General features: G+C 69.3%; 16 protein-coding genes. 12 read left to right on the top strand and 4 right to left on the bottom strand.

The annotated features are described in order from the left end of the window. Nucleotides 1-109 precede the first annotated feature (109 nt). The 7 genes from ABD893_RS12955 (at nt 110) to ABD893_RS12925 (ending at nt 7,544) form a co-directional block, all read left to right on the top strand. Nucleotides 110-529: a YccF domain-containing protein gene (locus ABD893_RS12955; RefSeq protein ID WP_345080866.1), complete on the top strand. Its 420-nt coding sequence runs from the start codon at nt 110-112 to the stop codon at nt 527-529. Nucleotides 530-534: 5 nt separating this feature from the next. Next, complete coding sequence (locus ABD893_RS12950) at nt 535-1,041, top strand: flavin reductase family protein (protein ID WP_345080863.1); 507 nt, start codon at nt 535-537, stop codon at nt 1,039-1,041. Nucleotides 1,042-1,126: 85 nt separating this feature from the next. Further along, the gene (locus ABD893_RS12945; RefSeq protein ID WP_345080860.1) at nt 1,127-2,077 is read left to right on the top strand and encodes an alpha/beta hydrolase; all 951 of its coding nucleotides are present in this window, start codon (nt 1,127-1,129) and stop codon (nt 2,075-2,077) included. After that, nucleotides 2,074-3,588, top strand: a complete 1,515-nt coding sequence (locus ABD893_RS12940) for an alcohol acetyltransferase (RefSeq protein ID WP_345080857.1) — start codon at nt 2,074-2,076, stop codon at nt 3,586-3,588. Before ABD893_RS12945 ends, ABD893_RS12940 begins: the two co-directional genes overlap by 4 nt. Further along, nucleotides 3,585-4,250 (top strand): DUF6320 domain-containing protein, encoded by a 666-nt coding sequence (locus ABD893_RS12935; RefSeq protein WP_345080854.1) that lies wholly within the window; start codon nt 3,585-3,587, stop codon nt 4,248-4,250. Before ABD893_RS12940 ends, ABD893_RS12935 begins: the two co-directional genes overlap by 4 nt. 135 nt (nt 4,251-4,385) lie before the next feature. After that, nucleotides 4,386-6,164, top strand: coding sequence for a DUF7937 domain-containing protein (locus ABD893_RS12930; RefSeq protein ID WP_345080851.1), 1,779 nt, complete (start codon nt 4,386-4,388; stop codon nt 6,162-6,164). A 72-nt stretch (nt 6,165-6,236) separates the two neighbouring features. Beyond that, complete coding sequence (locus ABD893_RS12925) at nt 6,237-7,544, top strand: uracil-xanthine permease family protein (RefSeq protein ID WP_345080849.1); 1,308 nt, start codon at nt 6,237-6,239, stop codon at nt 7,542-7,544. A gap of 7 nt (nt 7,545-7,551) precedes the next feature. Here the strand turns inward: ABD893_RS12925 and ABD893_RS12920 are convergent, their stop codons facing one another. From ABD893_RS12920 to ABD893_RS12910, 3 genes are all read right to left on the bottom strand, one after another. Next, on the bottom strand, nt 7,552-8,574 hold the full coding sequence (locus ABD893_RS12920; protein ID WP_345081313.1) for an ornithine cyclodeaminase: 1,023 nt from the start codon (nt 8,572-8,574) through the stop codon (nt 7,552-7,554). 156 nt (nt 8,575-8,730) lie between these two features. Then, nucleotides 8,731-10,254 (bottom strand): acetaldehyde dehydrogenase ExaC, encoded by a 1,524-nt coding sequence (gene exaC / locus ABD893_RS12915; protein ID WP_345080846.1) that lies wholly within the window; start codon nt 10,252-10,254, stop codon nt 8,731-8,733. Between the two features lie 251 nt (nt 10,255-10,505). Next, the gene (locus ABD893_RS12910) at nt 10,506-11,822 is read right to left on the bottom strand and encodes a sigma-54-dependent transcriptional regulator family protein (protein WP_345080843.1); all 1,317 of its coding nucleotides are present in this window, start codon (nt 11,820-11,822) and stop codon (nt 10,506-10,508) included. 251 nt (nt 11,823-12,073) lie between these two features. Here ABD893_RS12910 and ABD893_RS12905 point away from each other — a divergent pair, with 251 nt between their 5' ends. From ABD893_RS12905 to ABD893_RS12885, 5 genes are all read left to right on the top strand, one after another. Beyond that, nucleotides 12,074-13,141 carry a LacI family DNA-binding transcriptional regulator gene (locus ABD893_RS12905; RefSeq protein WP_345080840.1) on the top strand — a complete coding sequence of 356 codons (1,068 nt, stop codon included), beginning with the start codon at nt 12,074-12,076 and terminating at the stop codon, nt 13,139-13,141. Continuing rightward, nucleotides 13,138-14,760, top strand: a complete 1,623-nt coding sequence (locus tag ABD893_RS12900) for an FAD-dependent oxidoreductase (RefSeq protein WP_345080837.1) — start codon at nt 13,138-13,140, stop codon at nt 14,758-14,760. The genes ABD893_RS12905 and ABD893_RS12900 overlap by 4 nt, the downstream gene beginning before the upstream one ends. 44 nt (nt 14,761-14,804) lie before the next feature. Continuing rightward, the gene (locus ABD893_RS12895; RefSeq protein WP_345080834.1) at nt 14,805-16,091 is read left to right on the top strand and encodes an ABC transporter substrate-binding protein; all 1,287 of its coding nucleotides are present in this window, start codon (nt 14,805-14,807) and stop codon (nt 16,089-16,091) included. Then, nucleotides 16,088-17,002 (top strand): carbohydrate ABC transporter permease, encoded by a 915-nt coding sequence (locus tag ABD893_RS12890; protein ID WP_345080829.1) that lies wholly within the window; start codon nt 16,088-16,090, stop codon nt 17,000-17,002. Before ABD893_RS12895 ends, ABD893_RS12890 begins: the two co-directional genes overlap by 4 nt. 73 nt (nt 17,003-17,075) lie before the next feature. After that, nucleotides 17,076-17,927, top strand: a complete 852-nt coding sequence (locus ABD893_RS12885; protein ID WP_345080826.1) for a carbohydrate ABC transporter permease — start codon at nt 17,076-17,078, stop codon at nt 17,925-17,927. A 54-nt stretch (nt 17,928-17,981) separates the two neighbouring features. On the opposite strand, the gene ABD893_RS12880 is transcribed toward ABD893_RS12885, so the two are convergent. Next, nucleotides 17,982-18,341, bottom strand: a complete 360-nt coding sequence (locus ABD893_RS12880; protein ID WP_345080823.1) for a VOC family protein — start codon at nt 18,339-18,341, stop codon at nt 17,982-17,984. Between the last annotated feature and the right edge of the window lie 642 nt (nt 18,342-18,983).

Genomic DNA, 18,983 nt, shown 5'->3' with positions numbered 1-18,983 from the left:
CAGGGCGTGATGCTGGACAGACCCGGCGGCCGCGGGCAGCGGCTTCCCGCAGGTTCGGCGTGGGGATACCCCCATGGCCACTGTCGCCGCGGGTCCTTAGGCTGGACCCATGCGCTCCCTTCTGACCCTGATCCTCAACGTCATCTGGCTGCTGACCGCCGGCTGGGCCCTGTTCCTCGGCTACCTGCTCGCCGGCATCCTCGCCTGCATCTTCATTGTCACCATCCCCTTCGGCCTCGCTTCCTTCCGGATCGCTGGCTTCGTGCTGTGGCCCTTCGGCCGCGAGGTCGTGGACACCGGCGGCGGCGGCGCGATGAGCACGCTGGGCAATGTGATCTGGTTCGTGATCGCCGGCTGGTGGCTGGCGCTGGGCCACGTGGGCACCGCGCTCGCCCAGGCTGTCACCATCATCGGCATCCCGCTGGCCTGGGCGAATCTGAAGCTGATCCCGGTGACCTGCTTCCCCTTCGGCAAAGAGGTCATGGACTCGAGCTCGGCCCGGGCCCGCATGTTCCCGACCGCCCGTTGAACCACGTGTCGAACTCCGTCGGCCAGGATCCCGTCGACCAGGACGAGTACCGCCGCCTCAGCGACCTGCTCGTGGTGGGGCTCGCGGTGGTCAGCACCCGGCAGGGCTCCCACGATCTCGCCGTGACCGTCGATTCCTATCTCGACGTCTCCTATGACCCGCCCACCATGCTGATCGCGCTGTACGGCATGTCGCGGGCGGCGGAGGCGGTCGAGGAGGCGGGGCATTTCTGTCTGCACCTGCTCGCCGAGGACCAGCACGAGCTCGCGGACCGCTTCGGCACCCCGGGTGCCCCGCTGCAGGGGATGCTCACCGGACTCGAGGTCACCCGCACCGGTGACGGCGACGCGATCCTGCCCGGTGTGCTCGCCCACTTCGCGATCCGCGTCGAGCAGGCCGTCGATGCCGCCACCCACCGCCTGCTGATCGGTCCGGTGGTGGAGATGGGGGAGGGGCGGCTCGAGGCCGGCCCCGCAGTGCGTTTCGCGGCGGAGAGGGCAGCTCTGCGCTGAGGCGGCAGGCACTGAGCGGAGGCACCCTCGGCGCTGACTATCCTTACGGCATGGACCCGCTCCCCGCACTCACGGACCACCGGCCGTGAACCCGCTGCTGAGGCTCGCGCTGCGCCTCGTCGCTCTCGGCCGCGTCGACGTGCGGGAGGATTACGAGCGGGTTCGACACCTGCAGCGACAGTTGGCCGCATTGCCGCCAGCCCGCTATCGCACCCCCACCTGGGACACCTTCTCCGACAGCGGGTCCGGCCGGCGCGTGCCGGTGCGCGTGTTCACCCCGCGCGAGCAGCGTCGCGACGAGCTGCTGCTGTTCTTCCACGGCGGCGGCTGGGTCACCGGCGATATTGAGAGTTACACCCCCGCCTGCGCCACCATGGCCGACCTCACCGGCTGCCGGGTGGCGTCGGTCGACTACCGGCTGGCCCCCGAGCACCCGTTCCCGGCGGCGCTCGAGGACTGCTACGGCACCACCCGCCGGCTGCTCGAGGATCCCCGACGGGCCGGGCTCGAGGATGCGGACCAGATCGTGCTGATGGGCGACTCCGCCGGCGGGAACCTCGCCGCGGCGGTCTCCCTGCTGCTGCGCGAGCGCGGACATCGCCCGCCCTCCCGGCAGATCCTGCTGTACCCGGTCACGCACTGGGACCACGACCCGGAGACCTCGCCCTTCGCCTCCGTGCGTCATCACGGCGAGGACTATCGGCTGACCAACACCGAGATCCAGGACTACTTTGACATGTACGTCCCCGATCCTGAGCAGCGGAAGAACCGTCTGGTCTCCCCGCTGATGGCCACTGATCTCTCCGGGCAGCCGGACACCCTCATGATCACCGCCGAGCTGGACCTGCTGTGCGACGAGGGCGAGGCCTACGCCCGAGCGCTCGAGGAGGCCGGCAACCGAGTGCGCCTCCACCGGGTCGCACGGGCGTTGCACGGCTTCATCACCCTCCCGCGATTCACCCGCCCGCTGCGGGAGGCCTACGAGGTGATCGACCAGTTCCTCGACCAGGACGCCCCCGGGCAGGAAAGCTCATGAGCAGGCCCGTGCGCCGACGGCACTGGGTCCGCCTGGACAACGCCTCGAACATCTTTCCTGCGACCCGCAGTGATCGGGACCCCAAGGTGTTCCGGATGAGCGCCGAGCTGGATCACGAGGTCGATCCGGCACTCCTGCAGGAGGCCCTCGAAGAGACCTTCGAGCGCTTCCCGCTGTACCACGCAGTGCTGCGCCGAGGGGTGTTCTGGTACTACCTCCAGGACAGCGACCTGCATCCCGTGGTGGAGGAGGAGACCCTCCCCAGCTGCGCCGCGATCTACCAGCCGGACCGGCGCACCCTGCTGTTCCGGGTGGTCCATCACCGCCGGCGCATCAGCCTCGAGATCTTCCATGCGCTCTCCGACGGCACCGGGGCGCTGTGGTTCCTCACCGACCTGCTGGCGGGCTACTCCCGTCGGCGGTTCCCCGAGGAGGTCCCGCCCCGCCCCGCGGCGGAGGTCGAGGCGCGTCCGGGAGCGGCGGAGCGGCCGGACCCGCCGCTCGCGGCCGTCGGCACGCATCCCGGAGCGCAGGCTGCCGAAGAGGTCCATGAGCTGACCACCGACTCGTTCGCGCACTACTTCCGACGTCGGCGTCGCCCGCTCGACCCCGAGCAGGACGCCCATCAGGAGGAGTTCAGCCGGGAGGCCGCCCCCGCGGTGCTCACGGTCCAAGAAGCCGACGAACCGCTCCCGGAGGAGGAACCCGTCGCGCCCGCCGACCCTGCCGCCCCGGGCCCGGCCCGGCGGCGGATCCACCGGGTGCGCGGCACCCGCACCCCCGACCATCGCACGCGCATCATCGAGCTGACGATGCCGGCGCGGCCCGTGCTGGGCCTGGCGAAAGCGGAGGGGGTGGCGCTGACGATGTATCTCACCGCACTGTTCTTCGAAGCGATCCGCCGCAGCGAGGCCGGGGAGCCGGATGCTCGCCGCGCACACGGGGCACCGACGATGGCGGCATCGGTGCCGGTGAACCTGCGCCAGTTCTTCCCCTCGACCTCCGCCCGGAACTTCTTCGCGACCATCCGGGTCGAGCACACCTACGGCCACGGCGACGACTCACCCGGGGCCGTGGCCCGCGGGCTCCAGGAGCACTTCTCCGCCGAGGCCACCCCGGAGGCTCTCGAGCAGAAACTGCAGAAGCTGATCCGGGTGGAGCGCATGGCGCTGGCCCGGATCGTGCCGCGGCCGGTCAAGGATCGACTGCTGAGCGTGATCAACTACGCGAACAACCGCAGATTGACCGTCGCGATCTCCAACCTGGGCCGGGTCACGCTGCCCGAGCCCGCCGAGTCCCACGTGGGACGGATGCTGTTCCACGTCTCCGCGGTGCGCCCGCAGTTCTGCGCCATCTCGCATGACGGTCAGCTCACCCTCAGCTTCACCGCCCCCTTCGTGCAGACCGCCCACGTGCGGGAGTACGCCGCGCTGCTCACCGAGGCAGGCATCGAGGTCACCGTCTCCGCGGCCCGGGTCTCCGAGGACGAGCTGCTGGAGTTCGGGACATGAGACGCTGCCCCGACTGCACGGTCCAGGTCGAGGGCGACTGGATCCGCTGCCCGCTGTGCGGGGCCACTCTGGTGGGCGAGCCCGTCCCCGGCCCCTACCCGGCGGTGCCGCTGCGCTTCTCCCGGCGGCGGGTGCTGAGGGTCCTGGCTCTCTCCTCGCTGGGCGTGATCGTGCTGTCCTACGTCGCCCAGCTGCTGTTCGGCACCGACGACGACGGCATCGGAGCGCTGCGCAGCGTCTGGCTCGGGATCGCGACGACCTGGCTGGTGGTGGTGATGGCGGTGAGCAAGCGCCGCAACCTCGCCAAGTTCATCGTCTACCTGGTGGTGGCCGCGGGTGGCGTCTGCGTCTACTGGGACTACCTCTCCGGCTGGGACGGCTGGTCCCTGACCTTCGTGGTGCCGATCGTCTGCGCCGCCTCGATCGTGGGGCTGCTGATCACCGCCCGCGTGGTCCGGATGGAGCTGGGCGACTACGTCGTCTACAGCGGGCTCACCGTGCTGCTGGGCCTCACTCCGATCGTGTTCCTGGCCCTGGGCTGGGTGGACACCGTGATCCCGTCGGCGATCTGCGGCGGTCTCAGCGTGATCGTGGTGGTGCTGCTGCTGACTGTGCGCGGCGGGGCTGTGCGCCACGAGCTCGCCACCCGGCTGCATCTCTGAGACGCACTGCGCACCGGCCTCACGGCGCGCCGACGGGGACTGTGCCCGTCCCCTCCCTAGGATGCAAGCGCACACCCGCGCATGGAGCGCAGTCACGGACGGCCCCAGGGCGTCGCACGGCAGGAGAGAAGGTCGATGGACAGGGAGCCACGGGACGGTCAGCACCGGGACCAGGACGACGACTGGATCTTCGCGATCGACGACCCGCACAGCCTGCCCACCGACCGGCTGCCGGATCGTGCCGCGTTCGACCGCTACGCCACCCCGCTGCTCGCCCGTCGGGGCGTCGCCCCGACGCTGCCGGCCGGCGAGAACGAGACGGTCGACCTGAGCCACCTGGACCTCAGCAGCTCGGGCGTCAGCGGCCTGGACAGCACCGCAGAACCGGAACCGGTCACCGGGGCGATCCCGGTGCTGGAAGCGGAGGACGACGAAGCCGCCGCCGCAGCAGCAGATGCTGCCGCGGAGCGGGGACTGGTCTCGCCGCTGTCGCGTCCGGGCACCGTCTCCTATGCGCGCTCCGGCACCACCCCGAACGCGGAGGACGATGAGATCCCGCTGAACGGCTTCGTGCTCCCGGACCGCTTCAAGGAGCTGGGCGTGTTCGATGCCCTGCGGGACGTGTTCGCCCTGGTCTGCCTGGCCACGGCGCTGACCACCACCTTCACCCTCGCCGAGAGCCCGCTGCTGGAGCTGCTCGGGAAGATCGCGATCGGCACCGGCCTCGCGACCCTGCTGATCGTGCACCTGCTGCGCTGGGTCCCCGAGAAGCCGCCGCTGGCCGCTGTGCGGATCCTGCGCGTGGTCGGGCTGCTGCCCGCGCTGCTCGTCCCGGTCGCCGTGATCGTCGCGGACCTGGTGCTGTCCCTGCCGAAGCTCTTCGCCTCCCTCCCCGAGGGACCACCGGTCGGCATCGGCATCGGCGTCTCCCTGCTCCTGCTCGGTGCGATCCTCGGCATCGAGCCGCGTGCCCACGAGGGCTACCTGCCCCAGGCGCGGGCCCGGCGCGCGGCCCGGATCGCGCTGCAGGGCGTGGCCGTGGCCACGGCGCTCTCCCTGCTGATCGCCACCGTGATGATCGTGGGCCGCGTGTTCACCACGGGCTGGGCGTTCTCGCTGATGACCTTCGCCAACGCGCTGGTCTCCGCCCTGCTGCTGGGGATCGTGCTGGCCTCCGCGCTGCGCCGGGAGCGGTCCTGGTACGTCACCTCCACGGCGGTGGTGGGTGCGCTGGTGATCGCCGCGCTCGCCGACAACAGCCTCGGGCTCCAGTTCGCCGCACCCTTGAGCTTCGCCTCCGGCTTCGTCTACCTGCCGTTCCTGGTCGCCGCGTTCGGGCTGATGATCTCCCGCTCCTTCGTGCGGACCATGCCGGTCTCGTTCCGCCGCACCGACTGGCTGGTCTACACCGTGCGAGCCTTCGAGCTCAGCACGGTGATGCACGCCGCCGCCGTGCTCTGGCATCTGCTGGCCGCGATCGTCGCGACCACGGGGCAGGCTCCCGGCAGCCCGGTGCTGCACCTGATCGATGCGGTGGTCTGCGGCTGCTTCGTGGTGGTCTCGTTGTTCGGGCGCACCTCGCTGCTCTCGCGCCCCGCCGTGACCGCCCGGGCCAGCGGCGTGGTCGCCGCGCTGGTGCTGACGGTCGTCGGCTTCCTCGACGTGATCGTGAACTCGCTCGCGATGGCCGCTGGGGCAGGCTTGGCCACGGGTGGGGTCGCGCTGTTCATCGGCCTCGCCGCAGCGCTGATGCTCACGGTGCCGGCCCCGGTGCGCGACGAGTTCGGCGCCCCGGACCTCACCCGGATGTTCGCCGACTTCCGGGCCCGCGACGGGGGGCGCGTCTCCCTGCTGGACCGGGTCCCGGACGTCACCGAGGAGACGGCCCGTCGGAAGAACTTCCCCGGGGCCTGACCCGGCCCACGCCTGCACGCCCTCACCCCTGCACCCTCCCCACCTCTCGCCCTCCTCACCCCCTGGAGAACCATGTTCCGCTGGAGCCTGCACGGAAACGGCCGCACCATCGCCCCGGACGCGATCGTCCTGCCCGAGGAGCGGCTGGCCTGGCCGTTGACCATCGGCATCGGCGCCCAGCACGTGGTCGCGATGTTCGGCGCGACCTTCCTGGTGCCGCTGCTGACGGGCTTCCCGCCCTCGACCACCCTGCTGTTCTCCGGCATCGGCACCCTGCTGTTCCTGATCATCACCCAGAACAAGGTGCCCAGCTATCTCGGCTCCTCCTTCGCCTTCATCGCCCCGATCACCGCCTCCACCCAGGCGGATTCGATGGGTGCGGCGCTCGGCGGCGTGATGGTCACCGGGGTGCTGCTGGCGCTGCTGGGGCTGCTGGTCCAGAAGATCGGCACCCGCTGGATCGGGCTGCTCATGCCTCCGGTGGTGATGGGCTCGATCGTGGCGCTGATCGGTTTCAACCTCGCACCCAACGCCTACGACAACTTCGATGACTCGCCCGTCACCGCGACCATCACCCTGTTCGCGGTGGTGCTGTGCACCGCCCTGTTCAAGGGCCTGCTGGGTCGGGTCTCGGTGCTGCTGGGCGTGCTGGTCGGCTACGTCGTGGCCGTGTCGCGCGGCGAGGTCGACTTCTCGCCGGTGGCCGATGCCGCCTGGCTGGGCCTGCCCGAGTTCCATCACCCGGAGTTCAACCTGGGCCTGCTGCCGATGTTCCTGCCTGTGGTGGTCGTGCTGCTGGCCGAGAACGTGGGCCACGTGACCAGCGTGGGCCTGATGACGAACCGGAACCTGGACCACATGGTGGGCCGCACGCTCACCTCCGACGGTCTGGCCACCGCTCTCTCCGCCGGCTTCGGCGGCTCGCCGACGACCACCTACGGCGAGAACATCGGCGTCATGAGCGCCACCCGCGTCTACTCCACCGCCGCCTACTGGGTGGCCGGCATCGTCGCGATCCTGCTCTCGCTCTCCCCGAAGGTGGGGGCGGCGATCTTCACCATCCCCTCGGGCGTGCTCGGTGGGGTGACCTTCGTGCTGTACGGCCTGATCGGCATCGTCGGCGTGCGCATGTGGCTGGACGGCAAGGTCGACTTCTCCCGCCCGAAGAACCAGTTCACCGCCGGGGTCGCCCTGGTCGTGGGCATCGCGAACGTGACCTGGACCTTCGGCGGCATCACCCTGACCGGCATCGCGCTCGGCACCGCGGCGGCGCTGATCATCTACCACCTGATGAACGGGCTCGGCCGGATCACCGGCACCGAGCCCGCCGCGCCGCGTGCCGAGCAGGCCGAGCCCGCCGCGCCGAGCTCTGAGCGCTGAGCTCCTCTCAGCGGACGGGGTCGGTCACCAGCGAGAACAGATCCTTCGGGTCATCCGGATCGGCGATCATGTCGATCCACTGCAGCAGGTCGGTGCCCTCGGTCGCCTGCTGCGCATAGCGCAGCGCTGAGAAGTCCGCGAGGGCGAAGCCGACCGAGTCGAAGAGCGTGATCTCCTCGTCATCGGTGCGGCCGGGGGCCTCCCCGGTGATGACCTGCCACAGCTCGGTCACCTCGAACTCGGGCGGCAGCTGCTGGATCTCGCCTTCGAGTCGGGTCTGTGGCTCGAACTCGACGACCACGCGGGCCGCCTCGAGCAGCGCCGGATCGAGCTCGGTCTTCCCGGGGCAGTCGCCGCCGATCGCGTTGATGTGCGTGCCGGGCCGCACCTGGTCCCGGTGCAGCACCGCGGCGCGGGCCTTGTCGGCGGTGCAGGTGGTGATCACGTCCGCGCCCTCGACCGCCTCCTCGACGCTCTCGCACAGCGCGACCGTGAATCCGAGCGGCTCGAGGTTGCGGCGCACCTTCTCCACGGCCGCGGCATCCAGGTCCACCACGCGCAGCTGATCGATCCCGAGCGCCGCGCGGAAGGCGAGGGCCTGGAACTCGGCCTGGGAACCTGCTCCGATGAGGGCATGGACCTGCGCTCCGGCCCGTGCCATCTCGCGTGCGGCCAGGGCTGACTGCGCCGCGGTGCGCAGCGCGGTCAGCAGCGTCATCTCCGCGAAGAAGATCGGATAGCCGTTGTCCACGTCGGCCAGCACGCCGAAGGCGGTGACCGTCTGCAGGCCGCGGGCCGGGTTCATCGGGTGGCCGTTGACGTACTTGAACGAGTACAGCTCCCCGTCGGTGATCGGCATCAGCTCGATCACGCCGAAGGGGGTGTGGCTGGCCAGGCGGGGGGTCTTCTCGAAGGAGTCCCAGCGGCGCAGGTCCTCGGCGAGGCACTGCATGAGGCCGGTGAGGAGGTGCTCCGGGCCGTCGCGCTGGATCCAGCGGCTCATGCCGGGCACATCGAGCAGGTGGGGCATCGTTCTCATCTCCCGTCGGTGGGCGCGTCATCGCGCAGGGGTCGAGGAGTGCTCTGAACTCCAGCATAGGCCGACGGGCGGGCCGTCCGATGCGAGATCGGTCGACCCGCCCGTCGGCGGTCATGCAGTGGTGGCTCAGGACTGTGCCGGGCCGGCTCAGAAGAAGCCGAGCTTGTTCTCCGAGTAGGAGACCAGCAGGTTCTTCGTCTGCTGGTAGTGGTCGAGCATCATCAGGTGATTCTCGCGGCCGATGCCGGAGGACTTGTACCCGCCGAACGCGGAGTGCGCCGGGTAGGAGTGGTAGTTGTTCACCCAGACGCGACCGGCCTGGATCGCGCGACCGGCCCGGTAGATGGTGTTCTGCTGCCGGCTCCACACGCCCGAGCCGAGCCCGTACAGGGTGTCGTTCGCGATCGAGATCGCCTGGTCGTAGTCGCTGAAGCGGGTCAGCGCGAGCACCGGGCCGAAGATCTCCTCCTGGAAGATCCGCATCGAGTTGTCGCCCTCGAAGATCGTGGGCTCCACGTAGTAGCCGCCGGAGAGCTCCCCGCCGAGATCTGCGCGCTTGCCGCCGAGGAGCAGCTTCGCGCCCTCCTGCTTCCCGATGTCGATATAGGAGAGGATCTTCTCGAGCTGATCGTTGCTGGCCTGGGCACCCATCATGGTGTCGGTGTCCAGCGGGTCGCCCTGTTTGATGGCCTTGACCCGCTCGATCCCGTCGGCCACGAAGCTGTCGTAGATCGACTCCTGCACCAGGGCGCGCGAGGGGCACGTGCACACCTCGCCCTGGTTCAGGGCGAACATCGCGAAGCCCTCGAGGGCCTTGTCGTAGAAGTTGTCCTGCTGCGAGGCGATGTCCTCAAAGAAGAGGTTCGGGCTCTTGCCGCCCAGCTCCAGGGTCACCGGGATCAGGTTCTGCGAGGCGTACTGCATGATCAGGCGGCCGGTGGTGGTCTCGCCGGTGAACGCGATCTTCGCGATCCGCTTGTTCGAGGCGAGCGGCTTGCCGGCCTCGACGCCGAAGCCGTTGACGATGTTCAGCACGCCGTCCGGCAGCAGGTCGCCGATCAGCTCGGCGAGGACCAGGATCGAGACCGGGGTCTGCTCGGCGGGCTTGAGCACCACGCAGTTGCCGGCCGCGAGCGCGGGAGCCAGCTTCCACACCGCCATCAGGATCGGGAAGTTCCAGGGGATGATCTGCCCGACCACGCCGAGCGGCTCATGGAAGTGATAGGCGACGGTGTCGTCATCGAGCTGGGAGAGCGCGCCCTCCTGGGCCCGGATCGCGCCGGCGAAATAGCGGAAGTGATCCACCGCGAGCGGCAGGTCCGCGTTCAGGCATTCGCGGATCGCCTTGCCGTTGTCCCAGGTCTCGGCCACGGCGAGCATCTCGAGGTTGTCCTCGATGCGATCGGCGATCTTGTTGAGGATCACCGCGCGCTCGGCCACGGAGGTCTTCCCCCAGGCCGGGGCCGCGGCGTGGGCGGCGTCGAGCGCCTTCTCGATGTCCTCGGAGGTGGAGCGGGCCACCTCGGTGAAGACCTTGCCGGTGACCGGGGTGGGGTTCTCGAAGTACTCGCCCTTCGTGGGCGGGACCCACTGGCCGCCGATGTAGTTCTCGTAGCGGGGCTTGAAGGTGACCTTCGCGCCCTCGGTGCCGGGGTGTGCATAGACAGTCATGGCATTCCTTTCGCAGCGGTGCGCAGCCGACGACAGCGTCGGGTGTGCCGACACCGTAACCCAGGTCACGTTGCATCAACGTTGCGCGGGTGCGCCCCGCCAGCGTGACGAAGTGGGGCGATAGATCGCGGCATCCCCCCACTATGTAACGCTCGCTGGTCGGTGCGAGGGGTGCGAGGGGTGCGAGGGGTGCGAGGCGGCGTGGGCGGGGCTAGCGAGGGCACTTGCGCGCGGGCGCGATCGCGCGGCGCTCAGGCGGTCTCGCCGCGCAGCACCCGGGCGCGGGCCACGGCGGCGGAGCGTTCGGGGGCATCCGCCGGGGCGAGCGAGAGGATCGCCATCAGCACCTCGAGGTCGTCCTGGGTCTCGGGGCGCTGGGCGTACTGCCACAGCTGAGCCGAAGTCCCGATCTCGAGCACGAGCTCACGAAGGTGCGCGTTCGTGAGGCGGCGCAGCCGACGGAGCGCCGGGGCCTCGGAGGCGGGCAGGAGCTCTCCCATGGCCTGGGTGAGCGCGCCGTCGAGGTCCCCTCGATCCAACGCGGCCCGGGCGCGCAGCAGATCGCTGTCCACGGGACCGAGCAGGCGATACGGGCGCGAGGCGATCTCCAGCTCGGGGACGCCGGCGAGCACCTTGCGCAGCCGCACCACCTCCGCGCGCACGGTGCCTTCACCTGCCACGCTGCCGTGCAGCTGCTCGGCGAGCTCGCCGCCGCTGATGCCGTCGGGGCTGAGGTGCAGGAGGGTGAGCAGCTCGGCATGGCGGCCGCTGAGCTCGATGCTCCTTGCGCCCTGGCGCAGCAGCGGGGTGTGGCGTCCGGTGAGCAGCAGCTCGACCCTGACCGGGAGGGCGGGGGAGCGGGGGAGGATCCGCGGACGGCGGCCGTGCGGCGCATCCGCGGCAGGGCGGAGCGGAAGCATCGCGCGCAGCTCGTCCTGGACCGCGCGGGCAGTGGCCTCGAGCAGCGGCAGCACGAGCGGGGAGACCGCCTCGGCGGTGCCGGTGACGTCCAGGACACCGAGGGTCGCGCCGGTATGGGGATGCAGCACCGGCACGGCGCTGCAGCTCCAGGGATGGACGGCCTCATGAAAGTGCTCAGCGCCGACCACCTGCATCGAGGAGCTGGTGGTCAGGGCGAGGGCCGGGGCGGAGGTGCCCATCGCGCTCTCGGACCAGTCGGCGCCGACGGCGAAGCCCATGTCGTCTGCGCGGGAGATCAGGTGCGGCCGCCCCTCGACCCACAGCAGCCTGCCTCGGGCATCACCCAGCGCGACCATCAGCCCGGCCTCGACCGCGGGTTCGATCAGCCGCGAGCGCAGCAGCGGCAGCACTGCCGAGAAGAGATGCTCCTGGCGCGCCGCGGCCAGCTCATCGCCCTCGAGCACGGCGCCGGCGGGAAGTGTGTCCGCAGGCAGGGCGGCGAGCGAGCGTCGCCAGGAGGCGAGCACGGGCTCACGGATCAGGTCCCTGCCGCCGCGCAGCTCCGCATGCGAGCGCAGGTCCTCATGGGCGCGCAGAAGCCGCGCCTGGTAGGCAGAATCCGTCGGTGACCAGCGGGTCGCGGTCATCCGAGCTCGTTCCGGAAGGTCGGAACGGAAGGCCATGCGTTGATCACGATCCACCTCGTCGTCGCTCGTGTCGCCACTGCGCTGACCGTACCCCGCGCGCGCGGGCGGGGCAACGGGGGAGGGGACCGCGCACGGAGCGTCTGATTCGGACCAACCCGGACGGAATGCTTGCCGTTATGCGCATAACCTGGTGTGCTTCGGCTCACGACGATGACGTCATGATCCTGGGAGGGCCGATGGGGCGACAGACGATGACCGAGAGGACGAGGCCCACGCAGGCCGACGTCGCTCGCGCAGCAGGCGTGAGCCAGGCGACCGTGTCGATGGCGCTCAATGACGGTCCCGAAGCGCGTGGGCGGCTCACCGAGGAGACCCGGCTGCGCATCCTGGCAGCGGTCGAGGAGACCGGGTACTGGGGCAATCTCGCCGCGAAGCATCTCGCCGGTGGGCGCACCTCCGTCTTCGGCGTCTTCACCTACGAGCCGGTCTTCCCGCATGATTCCAGCGACTTCTACTACCCGTTCCTGCGCGGCATCGAGGCCGAGGCCCTTCAGCAGGACGTCGACCTGCTGCTGTTCACCTCGAGTCACGGCGGCGATCCCGCGCGGGGTCGCGAGGGATTGCGCGACTGGGCACGGCGGGGCCGGCTGCACCTGGCCGACGGCTGCCTGCTCTTCGGCCGCCACAGCCACCGCCGCGACCTGTCCGAACTGCTCGCCCACGACTACCCCTTCGTCTTCATCGGTCGTCGGGAGGCCGACGGCGCCGAGGTGCCCTACGTCGGGGCCGACTACGGCACGGCGACTGAGCAGGTCGTCGAGCACCTCGCCGCGCTCGGGCACCGCCGGATCGCGCTGGCCCTCGAGTTCCCCGAGCACGAGTCCGGCATCGACCGGCGCCAGGGATTCGACCGGGCGGTGCAGCGACTCGATGTGAGCGCACTCCGCCTTGACGGAGAAGCCTCCGAGGTAGCCCCGCTGCTCGAGGACGTGCTCGGCACCGGGACCACGGCGATCGCCGCCACCCCGGACCTGGCGGCGAAGCTCCGCATGCTCGCGCTCTCCCGCGGGCTCGAGCTGCCCGCAGATCTCTCCATCGCCCGCCTCGGCGACCCGGAGCACCTCTACCCCTCCACCGTCGAATGGAGCGGGTTCACGATCCCGCGCCACGAGATGGGCGCCGGGTCCGTGCAGATGCTCCTGCGCCTGCTGCAGAACCCGTCCCGACCCGGCGAGACCCAGATCCTTCTGCCCTGCACCGTCACAGCAGGCAGCACCACCGGACCCGCCCCCTCACCCACTCAGGAGACCCACCGATGACCCCTCATGATCCCCGCGTCGACGTCCTCGTGGTCGGCGGTGGCCTCGGCGGCGTCGCCGCTGCCCTCGCCGCCGCGCGCCACGGCCTGCGCGTCCACCTCACCGAGGAGTTCGACTGGCTCGGCGGTCAGCTGACCAGCCAGGGCGTGCCCCCGGATGAGCATCCGTGGATCGAGGAATTCGGCTGCACCGCCTCCTACCGGGAGCTTCGCGACGGCATCCGGGACCACTACCGGCGCCACTATCCGCTCACCGACGCCGCTCGCGCCCGCCCGGACCTCAACCCCGGTGCGGGCTGGGTCTCGAAGCTCTGCCATGAGCCGCGGGCAGGGCTGGCCGTGATCGAAGCGATGATCGCGCCGCACACCGCGAGTCGGCGCCTCACCGTCGACCTGCGAGCGCGCCCGGTCGCCGCAGGAACCGACGGGGACGCCGTCACCTCCGTGACGCTGCGCTCGCTGGAGACGGGGGAGGAGTACACCGTCGAGGCCTCCTACGTCATCGATGCCACCGAGACCGGCGAGCTGCTGCCTCTGACGGGCACCGAATACGTCACTGGCTTTGAGTCCCGGGCCGAGACCGGGGAGCCCAGTGCCCCCGAGAACGCCCAGCCCGAGAACGTCCAGGCATTGACCTACTGCTTCGCGGTCGATCACCTGGAGGGCGAGGACCATACGATCCCCCGGCCTGAACGCTATGAGCACTGGACCGCGGTCCAGCCCGAATACTGGGGAGCACCGATCATCTCCTGGACTGCGCCGAACCCGCGCACCCTGGAGACCAGCCACCGCCACTTCTCCCCGAACCCGGGAGATGATGCGCTCGCCGTCACCGCCGACCAGTCGAAGGACCCCGGGGACGGGAATCTGTGGAGCTTCCGCCGGATCATCGCCCGGGACCTCTTCGAGCCCGGTGCCTTCGCGAGCGATATCTGCCTGATCAACTGGCCGAGCATCGACTACTTCGAGCGCACCACGCTGGACGTGTCCGAGCAGGAGTACGAGGAGAGCCTGGACGATGCCAAGCAGCTCTCCCTGTCGATGCTGCATTGGATGCAGACGGAAGCGCCCCGACCCGATGGCGGCCGTGGCTGGCCCGGACTGCGGCTGCGGGCCGACGTGATGGGCACTGAGGACGGTCTCGCCATGGCGCCCTATCACCGCGAGTCCCGCCGCATCCGCGGGCTGGACACCGTGCGGGAGCAGGACGTCTCCGGGGAGATCCGCGGTGACCAGGGGGCCCGGAGCTATGCGGATTCCGTCGGCATCGGCATGTACCGGATCGACCTGCATCCCTCCACCGGCGGGGACAACTACATCGACGTGCCCGCCGAGCCCTTCGAGATCCCCCTGGGGATGATCATCCCGCAACGCACCACGAACCTGCTCGCGGCCTGCAAGAACGTCGCCACCACCCATATCACCAACGGGTGCTACCGACTGCACCCGGTCGAATGGAACCTCGGGGAGGCAGCCGGCCTGCTGGCCGTGCACTGCCTCGGGGCGGGCACCACCCCGCATGCCACGCATGCGTCACCGCAGCAGGTCTCCGACCTGCAGGCGCTGCTCGAGGCCGATGGCGTCGAGCTGCGCTGGCCAGACACTGTCCACGGCTACTGACCCACACCGCTCACCGCATCACCGATCCTTCAAAGGAGAAGATCATGATCACCCGCCGCCGTTTCACCACCGGTACCGCCCTCGCCGCCGCCCTCGGGATGACCGCCACCGCCTGCGGAGGCGGAGGGGGAGGCACCCCGGACGGACCCGTCGAACTCCGCATGACCGTCTGGACCGCAGACGAAGGTCAGCTCGCACTGTTCCAGGAGATCGCCGACGAGTACGTCGCGGCGCATGCGGAGACCGTCTCCGGCGTCACCTTCGAGACCATCCCCTTCGAGGACTACACCACCGCGCTCACCACCCAGCTCTCCGGTGGCAACGCCCCGGACCTGGCATGGATCTTCGAGAGCAATGCGCCCGAGTTCGTGCAATCCGGTGCACTGGTCGAAGTGGGGGAGACCCTGCAAGGTGCCGACGGGTACGAGTACGACGACATCGACCCGGCCGCGCTCACGCTCTGGCAGGGGGAGGACGGGCTGTATGCCTATCCGTTCTCCAACTCGCCCTTCTGCATGTTCTTGAACACCACCCGGCTGCAGGAGGCGGGACAGGACGATCTCGTCGCCGCTTTCGAGGCCGGGAACTGGACCTACGAGCAGGCCATGGAGGTCAGTGCGGCCACGGTCGAGCAGCTCGGGGGCGCAGGTCTCATCGTGCGCGACTTCAACTACGCGACCTGGGAGAACCTCGCCACCGTGTACGCCGGCTTCGGTGCCGAAGCATGGAGCAAGGACGGCACCACCTGCGGCTTCACCGAGGAGTCGATGACCGACGCGATGACCTTCCTGCATGAGGCCGCCTTCACCACGAAGGCGATGCCCGGACCGGGCGATGAGATCGACTTCTTCGCCGGCCAGGCGACCATGACGATCACCCAGATCTCCCGGGCCTCGAACCTCGACGACTCCTTCGAGTGGGACGTGCTTCCCCTGCCCGCGGGCCCCGCCACCCAGCAGAACGTGGTGGGACAGGCCGGCATCGGGGTGCTCGCAGACGGGCAGGCGCCGGAGATCGCCGCCGACTTCCTGGCCCACTTCACCAGCCCCGCCGCAGCCGAGAAGCTCGCACAGTACTTCCCGCCGCCCAGGGTCTCGCTGCTCACCGCGGAGACCCTGGGCGCCGCGAACCCGCTGTTCAGCGAGGATCAGCTGCAGAGGGCGGTGATCGACGGGATCACCGATGCGATCACCAAGCCCGCCCACGCGAACTTCGCCGAGCTGCAGACCACGATCCGCAGCGCGTTGGATCCGCTGTGGACCGAGGAGGCAGACATCGCCGGTGTGCTGGGCGAGGTGTGCACCGCCGCTCAGCCGCTGCTGGACTCATGACCGCAGCCGTCGAGGCCTCGGCGCGACGGCGCAGCACCTGGCAGCGGAGGGACTCGATGCTGGGATACCTCTTCGTCGCGCCGAGCGTGCTCGGAGCCGTGCTGCTGGTGATCCTCCCGCTGGGGGCGGTGGCCTGGTACTCGTTGCATGACTGGAATGCGCTGTCGGGACAGTTCCGCTTCACCGGTGCGGAGAACTACACCGCCCTGCTCGAGGACAGGACACTGCGTGCTTCGCTCGGCGCCTCTGTCCTGTTCTCGGCCGGGGTGGTGGTTCTGAACATCTCCCTCGCCCTGCTGCTGGCGGTGCTGCTGAATCAGAAGGTGCGCGGCTCGACCTTCTTCCGGGTCGTGTTCTTCTCCCCGGTCGTGGTCTCGCTGGTGGCCTGGTCGATCGTGTGGGGCTTCCTGCTGCAGAACAGCGGCGGGATCAACTCCCTCCTCGGTGTTCTGGGCATCGAGGGTCCGAACTGGTTGCGCGAGGGCTGGTCGGCGATGCTCGCCGTCGTCGTCGTGCAGGTGTTCAAGAACGTGGGTCTGAACATGGTGCTCTTCCTCGCGGCCCTCCAGGGCGTTCCCGAGGAGATGCTCGAGGCGGCACGCATCGACGGGGCGGGCGCCGCGCGCCGTCTCTTCTCGATCACCCTCCCGATGATCAGCCCCACCGTGCTGCTGGTCTCGATCATCACCGTGGTCGGCTCGCTGGAGACCTTCGCCCTGATCGACGTGCTCACCGGCGGTGGTCCCGGGAACTCCACCAACGTGCTCGTCTACTACTTCTACCAGCGGGCGTTCCGCTTCAACGACTTCGGCTACGCGAGCGCGATTGCCATGCTGCTGTTCGCGATCGTGTTGGGCTTGACCCTGCTGCAGTGGCAGACCCGACGGAGGTGGGTCCATCATGAGCGCTGAGCCGACACTGAAGCTGACGCCGAGCCGGACCGCTGGCGGGAGCGCGAAGACGGCTACGAGGCCGGGTGCGAGGGTGAAGCCGCGACGGATGCGCGGTCGGCGCCGCACCACGCTCCTGGTGGTGGCCGTGATGGTGGTGCTGGCGATCCCCTTCGCCTTTCCCACGTGGTGGATGATCACTTCGAGCCTGAAGACCACCAGTGAGATCCTGCAGGTCCCGCCGAGCCTCTGGCCGAAGAGCCCTGACTTCTCGAGCTACCGCCAGGTGTTCGAGCTGCAGCCCTTCGCCCGGCAGTACTGGAACAGCGTCTACATCGCCGTGGTCGTCACCGTGGGCACGATGGTGGTGTCCTCGCTCGCCGGGTACGGCTTCGCGCGCATCCGTTTCCGCGGGCAGAACCTGCTGTTCCTCGTGGTGCTGGTGGGGCTGCTGGTCCCGATCGAGGTGACGATCGTGCCGATGTTCCGGGCGGTCACCGCGATGGGACTGATCGACACCCACTGGCCCCTCATCGTCATCCCGATCTTCGGGGCGCCCAGTGTGCTAGCGACCTTCATCATGCGGCAGTTCTTCGTGACCCTTCCCGATGAGCTCGAGGAGGCGGGGCGCATCGACGGCTTGAGCCGGTGGGGGCTCTTCTGGAAGGTCGCCCTGCCCCTGGCGGGCCCTGCCCTTGCCGCGGTCGGGATCATCACCTTCTTGAAGTCCTGGAACATGTATCTCGAACCCGTGGTGTTCCTCTCCAGCCGGGAGAACTACACGCTGCCGAGGGCGCTGACGCAGTACGTCGACGCCTACGGCGGTCAGATGTGGAACATCCAGCTCGCCGCGACCACCCTCACTGCGGTGCCTGTGCTGCTCGTGTTCATCGTCGCGCAGCGCCACTTCATCCAGGGCCTCGCCCAGAGCGGGCTGAAGGGCTGAGGGGCCTGCTCAATTCTTCAGGTCTGCTGGCGTGCACCTCGCAACCGAGCGCGATCAGGCCTCGGCGTACACGCCCAGCCGATTCCCACTCGGATCCGTGAACTCGAACCGTCGCCCATCCGGGAATTCGTAGGGCGCTGCCGTGATGCTTCCGCCTGCAGCCCGCACGGACTCGACGGTCGCGTCCAGGTCTTCGGAGAAGAGCAGTATCAGAGGGCCGTCGCCGGTGGGCGCCGAGGCAGAGGTCAGTCCACCGACCTCCCCCGTTCCGTCGGGTGACCTGATTCCGCTGTACGACGGGCCGTAGTCATTGAACTCCCACCCGAAAGCCGACTCATAGAAGGCACGAGCAACGGTCAGATCCGTGACACCGAACTCGATATAGCTGATGGCGTGATGCGGGGGTACAGACATCTTGGCACCTCTGATAGCAGGGTCGCGATCACCGGAGTATGACAGTTGGTCACGACGATCGGAGCCCTCCGCCCGGGCCCCGGGGACCTGCGGAGCACTGGCGCCATGACGACCCGAACTGACCGTGACGCGCAACCCCAGGGCGTTCGCTGGCCGATCAACCTCTCGCTGCACCGCTGAGCCCCTGCACCTGGAGACGGCTGCGACGAAGGTGAAGCTTTCGCGCGGAGTCGAAGTCGATGCTCGACGGATCGGCCCCGCCGTGCGGCGGGTCACTCGCTGGGGTCGCCGGATGCGTTCGGAGGTTTCTCGGCGATCCAGGAGATTGCATCGTCGACCTCGCGTGAGTTGTCATCAACGGCGGAGGCGGCGTCGTTGGAGAGCGACTCGAGATCGAGAGCCACTGCGCTGCAGGACAGGTTGACGCACACCGAATCCGACGGCCACCTCTCCTTGCCGCGAGACCGCGCAGACCCGCCGAGTTCTGCCTACTCGACGGCGAGGGAAACGGTCGTCTCGTTGGGGTATACCCCAGCAGCACACCTCGATCACACGTGACCCGCGGTTGCGAATAGTGTGACTTCGTTCGTTAAACGGCGGGGTTCTTCAGACGCTATATGGCAGGTCAGGTGACTCCGATGA

The organism is Brachybacterium paraconglomeratum, from assembly GCF_039541415.1.
GTDB classification, from domain to species: Bacteria; Actinomycetota; Actinomycetes; order Actinomycetales; family Dermabacteraceae; genus Brachybacterium; species Brachybacterium paraconglomeratum_A.
The sequence above is the reverse complement of the archived record's forward strand: the minus strand, read 5'-3'. Positions and strand labels throughout refer to the sequence as shown.

What these genes read in the sequence shown, in the direction of transcription:
- ABD893_RS12955 (WP_345080866.1), top strand. Translation starts at nt 110, where the DNA reads ATGCGCTCCCTTCTGACCCTGATCCTCAACGTCATCTGGCTGCTGACC.
- ABD893_RS12940 (WP_345080857.1), top strand. Translation starts at nt 2,074, where the DNA reads ATGAGCAGGCCCGTGCGCCGACGGCACTGGGTCCGCCTGGACAACGCC.
- ABD893_RS12910 (WP_345080843.1), bottom strand. Translation starts at nt 11,822, where the DNA reads ATGACCGCGACCCGCTGGTCACCGACGGATTCTGCCTACCAGGCGCGG.
- ABD893_RS12895 (WP_345080834.1), top strand. Translation starts at nt 14,805, where the DNA reads ATGATCACCCGCCGCCGTTTCACCACCGGTACCGCCCTCGCCGCCGCC.
- ABD893_RS12920 (WP_345081313.1), bottom strand. Translation starts at nt 8,574, where the DNA reads ATGCCCCACCTGCTCGATGTGCCCGGCATGAGCCGCTGGATCCAGCGC.
- ABD893_RS12880 (WP_345080823.1), bottom strand. Translation starts at nt 18,341, where the DNA reads ATGTCTGTACCCCCGCATCACGCCATCAGCTATATCGAGTTCGGTGTC.
- exaC (WP_345080846.1), bottom strand. Translation starts at nt 10,254, where the DNA reads ATGACTGTCTATGCACACCCCGGCACCGAGGGCGCGAAGGTCACCTTC.
- ABD893_RS12925 (WP_345080849.1), top strand. Translation starts at nt 6,237, where the DNA reads ATGTTCCGCTGGAGCCTGCACGGAAACGGCCGCACCATCGCCCCGGAC.
- ABD893_RS12890 (WP_345080829.1), top strand. Translation starts at nt 16,088, where the DNA reads ATGACCGCAGCCGTCGAGGCCTCGGCGCGACGGCGCAGCACCTGGCAG.
- ABD893_RS12935 (WP_345080854.1), top strand. Translation starts at nt 3,585, where the DNA reads ATGAGACGCTGCCCCGACTGCACGGTCCAGGTCGAGGGCGACTGGATC.
- ABD893_RS12930 (WP_345080851.1), top strand. Translation starts at nt 4,386, where the DNA reads ATGGACAGGGAGCCACGGGACGGTCAGCACCGGGACCAGGACGACGAC.
- ABD893_RS12900 (WP_345080837.1), top strand. Translation starts at nt 13,138, where the DNA reads ATGACCCCTCATGATCCCCGCGTCGACGTCCTCGTGGTCGGCGGTGGC.
- ABD893_RS12905 (WP_345080840.1), top strand. Translation starts at nt 12,074, where the DNA reads ATGACCGAGAGGACGAGGCCCACGCAGGCCGACGTCGCTCGCGCAGCA.